Source organism: Pseudarthrobacter chlorophenolicus, from assembly GCF_000962805.1.
In the GTDB taxonomy this organism is placed as follows: domain Bacteria; phylum Actinomycetota; class Actinomycetes; order Actinomycetales; family Micrococcaceae; genus Arthrobacter; species Arthrobacter chlorophenolicus_A.
Genome location: NZ_JZTW01000012.1, coordinates 134,302 through 140,620, shown reverse-complemented (window position 1 = coordinate 140,620; position 6,319 = coordinate 134,302). Strand labels below are relative to the sequence as shown.

Annotated in this window: 6 protein-coding genes, 1 pseudogene and 1 riboswitch; of the genes and pseudogenes, 2 read left to right on the top strand and 5 right to left on the bottom strand. The window is 68.1% G+C overall.

Annotated features, from left to right (window positions below; genetic code table 11):
* Positions 1-646 (bottom strand): annotated as a pseudogene (locus UC32_RS13465) (lytic transglycosylase domain-containing protein); the annotation flags it as partial.
* Positions 647-746: 100 nt separating this feature from the next.
* Here UC32_RS13465 and UC32_RS13460 point away from each other — a divergent pair.
* Both UC32_RS13460 and UC32_RS13455 read left to right on the top strand, forming a co-directional pair.
* Positions 747-1,715 (top strand): hypothetical protein, encoded by a 969-nt coding sequence (locus tag UC32_RS13460; RefSeq protein WP_045731696.1) that lies wholly within the window; start codon positions 747-749, stop codon positions 1,713-1,715.
* A gap of 185 nt (positions 1,716-1,900) precedes the next feature.
* A riboswitch (cyclic di-AMP (ydaO/yuaA leader) is annotated at positions 1,901-2,073 on the top strand.
* A 3-nt stretch (positions 2,074-2,076) separates the two neighbouring features.
* Positions 2,077-2,925: a C40 family peptidase gene (locus tag UC32_RS13455; RefSeq protein WP_045731695.1), complete on the top strand. Its 849-nt coding sequence runs from the start codon at positions 2,077-2,079 to the stop codon at positions 2,923-2,925.
* 91 nt (positions 2,926-3,016) lie between these two features.
* Here UC32_RS13455 and UC32_RS13450 read toward each other — a convergent pair whose 3' ends face one another.
* Genes UC32_RS13450 through UC32_RS13435 form a run of 4 tightly spaced genes read right to left on the bottom strand, consistent with a single transcriptional unit; the run spans position 3,017 to position 6,128 of the window.
* Entirely contained in the window at positions 3,017-4,492 is a 1,476-nt protein-coding gene (locus tag UC32_RS13450) for a protein adenylyltransferase SelO (RefSeq protein ID WP_045731694.1), read from the bottom strand.
* A gap of 25 nt (positions 4,493-4,517) precedes the next feature.
* Positions 4,518-5,414, bottom strand: coding sequence for a ribonuclease Z (locus UC32_RS13445; RefSeq protein ID WP_045731715.1), 897 nt, complete (start codon positions 5,412-5,414; stop codon positions 4,518-4,520).
* Entirely contained in the window at positions 5,407-5,931 is a 525-nt protein-coding gene (locus tag UC32_RS13440; RefSeq protein ID WP_045731693.1) for a mycothiol transferase, read from the bottom strand. Before UC32_RS13440 ends, UC32_RS13445 begins: the two co-directional genes overlap by 8 nt.
* Positions 5,928-6,128: a hypothetical protein gene (locus UC32_RS13435; protein WP_235423664.1), complete on the bottom strand. Its 201-nt coding sequence runs from the start codon at positions 6,126-6,128 to the stop codon at positions 5,928-5,930. The genes UC32_RS13440 and UC32_RS13435 overlap by 4 nt, the downstream gene beginning before the upstream one ends.
* Between the last annotated feature and the right edge of the window lie 191 nt (positions 6,129-6,319).

Below are 6,319 nucleotides of genomic sequence, written 5' to 3'. Positions count from 1 at the left end.
CGGTTACCGCGTCCTGGGCCGACCTGGCCCCGGCAAGCCGGGCTCCAGCCTCCCTGGCCAGGGTCTCCCGCTCGGACCGTGCGGCTTTCTCCTGTTCGCCCAGGGACGATGCCACCTTCGCAGCCGACGCGGCCCGGTCCACCAGGCCGGCTGTCTTCGCGCCCACCAACTCCACCATGTTGAGTCCGTGGACGCTGCCGGCCTCAAGGGCGTCAAGGGCCATGAAGAATCCGGCGGTGGTTGCACCCGTCTTGTAAGACTGAACGGCGAGGGCGCCGATCTCCCTGCGGTGCGCCTGCAGTTCCCCGTTTGCCGCTGCCGACTGCGCCGCCAGGGCTTCGACCCGGCTGGTGGCCGCGGTGAGTGCCGCCTCGGCAGCGGCGTAATCCGCCGCAGCCGTCACGGCCGCGCCGCCAAGCGTTTCGGAATCCGCCTGCAAATCGGAGAGGAGGTTGCCGATCCGGGTGATCTCAGCCGCTGTACCCGCTTCAGACTCCCTGGCCTGCCGGACGTCCTCCCAGGAGGGGTAACCCTCCGGCGGGCGGTCCGCGGCCGACGCCGGAACCAGCGCTGCCGGGCCCAGTAGGGCAAACACCAGAAGTCCGCCGAGCAGCGGGGACTTCGGTTTGGTAACGAACAGGGGCATAGTCCCGTAGCCTACGGCCTCAACCACAGGTTGAGGGTTTACTTTTGCGGATCGTTATCCAGCAGAGACGCAAGCCGTGCCGCAGCCCTAGACTGTGCCCATGGCCGGCGCCAGCACATCACGCAGCACACCAATCCGCCGCGGCCCAGCCACCGCACGGACAGCAAGACGGACAAACGCCCGCCTGACGTTGCCGCTCCTGACCGCAGCTGTACTGGCAGTATCGGCCTGCACCCCGCAGCAGCCCACCCCGGCAGCGCCCCCCACTGCCACCGTCCCCGGACCGGTCACCATCGAGGTAAACCAGTCCCGCGACCAGTACGGGAAAAACAATATCCTGCTCCAATTCACCAACACCACGGACGGGCTCCTGAGGGTTGACCTGGCGAGCGTCAGTTCCCCGCTGTTCGACGGGGACATCGAGTGGACGCCCCAGGCCGGCAGCCTGGAGCTCCCGCCGCACCAGCCCAAAAGCGTGCCCACACGGCTTCCGCCTCCGGCCTGCGCCGGCCCGGCAACGGCATCGTCGCAGGCCAGCGCCACGGTGTCCTTCACTGCGGCCGGACAGCAACCGGCAGAGCTGACCCTCCCGGCCCCGGATCCCTTCGGCGTGTTGCCGCGCAACAACAGCGAACTCTGCCTGGCCGCGGACGCAGCGAAGGTGGCCGGGCTGGCCCTGGACCCGTACCTTGAGGTGGCGGCGGACGGCCGGACCGCCGTCGTACGCCTTCGCATCAGCCCCCAGCCGACAGGCACCGGAGGGGCTCCGTCCCTTACGCTGCACAGCGTGGGCGGCACTCCCCTGCTGGCGGAGGCTGAGCCCGGGTTTGAGGTTGGGGCGTGGCCACGGAACTTAACGGTCAGGCCAGGGGAACCGGACACGGCCCTGCCCCTGCGGGTGCGTCCCGCCCGGTGCGATCCACACGCTGTTGCGGAAGATAAAGTGGGCACCCTGCTGCCCCTCAGCGTTACCGTCGGAGCCCGGGAAGGTGTGCTGAAAGTGGCCGCCGGAGGGCCGCTGCGCGCGCAACTTTATGACTTTGTTACGTCGGCCTGCCAGAAAGACTAGGGACAGGGCATCATCCGAGGTCACCAAGGCGTTCCGGGCCGCCCCCTGGGCAATAAGTCCATCCGAGAGAAGCACCTCGTATGTTATCCAAATGTGACAATCGGGTGAACGTCGGGTTATGGTCGTACACGTGTCCCTCCCAAGCGGGACATTCCCCTCAGCTTGCCGAGCCCTGCCGCTGAACCGGGATTCAATCGCTTTCCAGCTGGCAGGGACGGGGGAACCAAGTTTCCGCGGCTTCACCGAAGCCTTGGGGTTAAGTCGATATCGCCTTCCGTCCCTGACGAAGCGCGCTACCGGCCGGGCATCTCCAGCCCGAACCCGACAGCTCACCCCGCAGGCATGGGAGAGGCGACCAACCGTGTCAAAAAATTTCACCACCGCCCGTCACCGCGCTACTCCGGCCGGCTCCATCGCCCTGCAGGGTCTGGCCGTTACGGCCAAGGCCCAGGCCCGGACCTTCGGACGCCCGGCACTGGCAGTAGCCGCAGCATCGGGCATTGCGTTCGGCGTCGGAGCTCCGGCACATGCAGGCGTGACCGGCCCGGACAGCACCGAAACCACTAACGTCCAGGCGTACTCGGCTCCTGCCGCGCCCGTGGCCGCCGCACCGGCCGCCGCTGCCGGCAACGTCCACACGGTTGTTTCCGGTGACACCCTTGGCGCCATTGCGTCCGCCTACGGGGTTGGCCTGAACGACGTCCTGGCAGCCAACGGCCTCGACGTTTCCTCGATCATCTACCCCGGTGACCAGATCGCCATCCCCGGCGCCGGCTACGCAGCACCTGCCGCTCCGGCTGTCGCTCCGGCCGCGGCACCGGTCCAGACCGCAAGCGCCGCCGCTCCTGCCAACACCGGCATGAACCTCGGCTACGCCTCCGCAACCCCGGCGGCCACCGGCTCGGGCACCGGCGCTGCCATCCTGGCCAACGCTTACGGCCAGGTTGGTGTCACCCAGGACTGCACCGCCATGGTGGAGAAGGCCCTGCGTGCCGTCGGCAAGTCCGTCGGCGACCTGGCTCCCGGCCAGTTCTACCAGTACGGCACCGTGGTGGGCACCCCCGCCCCGGGCGACCTCGTCATCTCAGCCGGCCACGTCGGCGTGTACGCCGGTGACGGCCAGATGGTCAGCGGCGGCGTCAACGGCAGCCAGACCCAGGTGCACTCCGTCAGCTGGGTTGGTGCGGCCTCGTACGTACGGGTGGCATAGCCTGCCGGGTATGTAGCTTCAGCACATAGAGCTGCGAAAGGGCGGCAGCCGGGATATTCCGGCTGCCGCCCTTTTGGCTGCCCTTCCAGGCTCAGGTGCCGCAGAAGGTCATGTACGTCCCAAAGTCTTCCGGGGCGCCTTCGGCGTACCGTTCGAGGCCCGGGCGTTCGCTGTACGGCGCCGTCACCGCTGCCAGCAGCCGGTGCAGTGGGGCCAGGTCCCCGCCGGTGGCCGCGGACAGCGCCTCTTCCACCAGGTGGTTCCGGGGAATGTATGCGGGATTGGTGCGGTCCATCAGCCCGGCATCCGGCCCCAGCTTCTGCCAGCGTTCGGCCCAGGCATCGTACGCACCCAGGTCCATGACCATCCCGCGGACGGGCCGGCTGTCACCCCGGGCGGCCTTGGCCAAATTCCTGAAGAAGAGCGTGTAGTCCACGGGGCCGTCCTTGAGGATGCCGGTAACGCCGTCCACCAGGTCCGAGACCTCCGCGGCTTCCGCCGTTTCCGGCTTCCCCGCAGCAAGGCCCAGCTTGGCGGCCATGCCGCCGGACCAGGCGGCACTGTAGTGCCGCCGGAAACCGCCCAGCGCCTCCACGGCCAGGGGGACCGCCGCCTCCTGGTCTTCGTCGATGAGCGGCAGCATGGCTTCTGCGAGGCGGGCCAGGTTCCATTCGGCCATGACTGGCTGGTTGGCATAGGCATACCGGCCACCAACGTCGATGGAGCTGTACACAGCGGACGGGTTGAAGGCGTCGATGAAGGCGCAGGGGCCATAATCGATTGTTTCGCCGGAAATGGCCATGTTGTCTGTATTCATCACGCCATGGACAAACCCCACCAGCATCCACTGCGCCACAAGCGAGGCCTGCGCGGCCACCACTGCACGGTAAAGCGCGAGGTAGGGGTTCTCCGCCGCAGCGGCGTCCGGATAGTGGCGGCTGATGGCGTGGTCCGCCAGCCGGCGCAGCAGCTCCATGTTTTCCGTGGCCCGCGCATACTGGAAACTGCCCACCCGGAGGTGGCTGCCGGCAACCCGCGCCAGCACGGCACCGGGCAGCATGTCATCCCGGCGCACCTGCCGTCCGGTAGCCACGACGGCGAGGGAACGGGTGGTGGGGATGCCAAGGGCGTGCATGGCTTCGCTGACCACGTATTCGCGGAGCATGGGCCCGACGACGGCACGGCCGTCACCGGCGCGGGCGAAAGGCGTGCGGCCGGAGCCCTTCAGGTGCAGGTCCCGCAACAGTCCGCGGGCATCCTCCAGCTCACCCAGCAACAGCGCGCGGCCGTCACCGAGGAGGGGCGAGTAGCCGCCGAACTGGTGCCCGGCGTACGCCTGGGCCACGGGCGTGGCGCCCTCCGGGACGTGGTTGCCCACCAGGAACCGCACGCCCTCCTCCGAGCCCAGGTAAGCCGGGTCGAGTCCCAGTTCCGCGGCGAGAGGTCCGTTGAGTACCAGGAGATTGGGGTCCGGGGCCTCCTCCGCCGCCCACGGCACCGCCAACTCTTCGAGTTCGCGGGCGAAGCGGCCACCCAGGACAACAATCGATTCTGCAGCAGCAGTCATGGTTTTAACCCTATCCCCGCCGCGGTCACTGTGGGCCCCCGCGGCGGTTTGGAAGCCGGATGCGCTGGAGGTCTTCGGCAGCGATCACTGTGGCACCGTTGGCGCGGGCGGACGCCTGCCGGGCCAGGAGGCTGACGTCGTTGCCGTAACGTGACGAGAAGTGCGTGAGCACCAGTGTCCGGACGCTCCCACGCCCGGCCAAATCCCCGGCCTGCCCGGCGGTGAGGTGCCGGTATTCCCCCGCCAGCCCGCCGTCGTCGTCGCTGAAGGTGGATTCCGCAACCAGGAGGTCGGCGCCGTCGGCAAGGTCTTCGGCACCGTCGCAGGGTGCTGTATCCATGACGAACGCGAAGCGCTGCCCGGGGCGCGGAACGCTGACATCGGCGAGTCCGACGCCGGCGAGGGTACCTTCGCGGCGGAGGCGGCCGACGTCTGGCCCGGCGATGCCCGCTGCCGCGAGACGGTCAGGCAGGAACGTGCGGCCCTCGGGTTCGGTGAGGCGGTACCCGTACGTTTCGATCCTGTGCCTGAGCGGCCGGATGTACAGGCCGTCCGCCACTTCACCGGCCGCGCCATGGGGATGGAGCCTCAGGTCCAGGCCGGGCGTGCTGACGGAGACCAGCGCCTGAACCACATCATCGCCCGAGGCCGGGTAGTGCAGGTGGACAGGGTGGTTGACGCCGTCCAGCGCCATCCGGGACAGTACGCCGGGGAGTCCGAAGCAATGATCGCCATGGACGTGGGTGAGGCAGATCCTGGTGACCTGCGTTGCCGAAACGCCGGCGTGGATCATCTGGCGCTGCGTCCCCTCGCCGGGATCGAAAAGCAGCCCCTCCCCGTCCCACAGCAGCAGGTACCCATTGTGGTTCCGGATACGGGTGGGCACCTGGGACGCGGTGCCCAGGACCACCAGTTCACGCACGGCCGTTGCCGTGGCCTGCGGCCGCCAGGCCCTTCGCATAACCTGCCTGGCCCACGTGCTGCAGGCAGTCGGCGAGGGTACTGACAAGCCGCACGCTGAGCGTCACCGGAGGGTCCCAGTTGGCGTCCACAATCCGGTCAAGGTCCTGGTCCGCCAGTTCTCCAACGACCTGCATGGTCTGCCGGTGGACGGCCTCGTAGTAGTCGCCCAGCAGGCTGGCCGTGGTGCGGACCGAGTCCACCTGCCCGCGGGTGTGCCCGTATCCGGTGTCCCGGTTGGCCAGCGGAAGCCCGAAGCGGGCAGCAAAACCGGCGTGCGTCCACACCTGCTCAATGCCGGCTGCGGCGGCAACCTGGGCATCCTCCACCCGGGCCAGGTGCCAGACGAGCCAGGCGATGGGGTTGCCGGTGCCGGCCGGGCGGCGGTGCAGGGCTTCTTCATCCAGCCCCTCAAGCGTCTCCGTCACGGCATCGCTGATGCGCACGAAGGCATCCTGCAGAAGACCGCTGGATGTCATTGGCCGGTTTCACCCTGAAGCAGCGGGTCTTCCCGCCAGCGGTCCGGATTGTTTTCGGCCGCGCCGGGATAGCTGTCCGGTTCACCGTGCACGGGATCGAGCTCCTGCGACGCCGCGCTTCCCGGCGTTTCATCGAGCAGCACGTCGTTTTCGTCAACGACTTCCAGGCCTTCCTCCGGAACGTTCTGTTCACTCATGGTCACACCTTTCCTCGGGGCTGCACCCACTTTGATGCAGCGTAAATCCGTACTTCCGAACAATAGTAAGCATACTGAGCACCCCCTTGGGTGGGAACTGTGCCCCCCATAGCCGTGACTTTCGGCCCTACAGATGGCAGGAGCCGGGCGGCCACTCTTGTAGGCAAGGAGACGTGCTGTTGCCGCGCCGC

Excerpts from the sequence above, each read along its gene's own strand:
- UC32_RS13460 (WP_045731696.1), top strand. The coding sequence starts at position 747 with ATGGCCGGCGCCAGCACATCACGCAGCACACCAATCCGCCGCGGCCCA.
- UC32_RS13440 (WP_045731693.1), bottom strand. The coding sequence starts at position 5,931 with ATGACATCCAGCGGTCTTCTGCAGGATGCCTTCGTGCGCATCAGCGAT.
- UC32_RS13435 (WP_235423664.1), bottom strand. The coding sequence starts at position 6,128 with ATGAGTGAACAGAACGTTCCGGAGGAAGGCCTGGAAGTCGTTGACGAA.
- UC32_RS13450 (WP_045731694.1), bottom strand. The coding sequence starts at position 4,492 with ATGACTGCTGCTGCAGAATCGATTGTTGTCCTGGGTGGCCGCTTCGCC.